The following is a 1,148-nucleotide window of genomic DNA, read 5'->3' on the forward strand; positions in this document are numbered from 1 at the left end:
CGAATCACTGGCGGCTTTACAGCGGATAACTTCCAACTTATTCGTTTCCACGGTATGTATCAGCAAGACGATCGCGATATCCGTAACGAGCGTACCAAGCAAAAGCTTGAGCCTCTTCATAACGTGATGCTTCGTGCTCGTATGCCTGGCGGTATTATTACGCCAACACAATGGCTGGCGATCGACAAGTTTGCTACAGAACACTCGTTATATGGAAGTATTCGCCTGACGACACGTCAAACGTTTCAGTTCCATGGCGTACTAAAACCAAATATCAAGTTGATGCACCAAACGCTAAACAGCATCGGTATTGATTCAATCGCGACAGCAGGAGACGTTAACCGTAACGTACTGTGTACCACGAACCCGGTAGAGTCTGAATTGCATCAAGAAGCTTACGAGTGGGCGAAGAAGATCAGTGAACACCTTCTACCTAAAACTCGCGCGTATGCTGAAATTTGGTTAGACGGAGAAAAAGTCGAATCGACCGAAGAAGATGAGCCGATTCTGGGCAAAACTTACTTACCACGTAAGTTCAAAACAACCGTAGTCATTCCTCCACAAAATGATGTGGATGTCCACGCGAACGATTTGAACTTCGTTGCGATTGCCGATAACGGCAAATTGGTTGGCTTTAATGTGCTAGTGGGTGGTGGTTTGTCGATGACACATGGCGATACGTCGACTTACCCACGTCGAGCTGATGACTTTGGTTTCATTCCTCTAGAAAAAACCTTAGATGTCGCGGCTGCAGTTGTGACAACTCAGCGCGACTGGGGTAACCGTTCAAACCGTAAGAACGCCAAAACCAAATACACACTCGACCGCGTCGGTACAGATGTCTTTAAAGCAGAAGTAGAAAAACGTGCGGGCATTCAGTTTGAAGCTAGCCGCCCGTATGAGTTCACTGAACGAGGTGACCGTATTGGTTGGGTAGAAGGTATCGATGGTAAATTCCACTTGGCGTTATTTATCGAGAATGGTCGATTGCTGGATTATCCGGGTAAGCCGCTGAAAACGGGCGTCGCTGAAATCGCGAAGATCCACAAAGGTGACTTCCGTATGACCGCCAACCAAAACCTAATTGTTGCGGGTGTACCTAAAAACGAAAAAGCGAAGATTGAAAAGATCGCTCGTGAACATGGCTT

Annotated in this window: 1 protein-coding gene; it reads left to right on the forward strand. The window is 47.0% G+C overall.

Annotated elements, in window-relative coordinates; translation table 11 throughout:
- Window positions 1-1,148: NADPH-dependent assimilatory sulfite reductase hemoprotein subunit (locus R7P35_RS25535; RefSeq protein WP_318093215.1), on the forward strand; the 1,148-nt coding region annotated here is incomplete at both ends.

It is taken from the genome of Vibrio sp. Vb0304, from assembly GCF_033338995.1.
Classification (GTDB): domain Bacteria; phylum Pseudomonadota; class Gammaproteobacteria; order Enterobacterales; family Vibrionaceae; genus Vibrio; species Vibrio alginolyticus.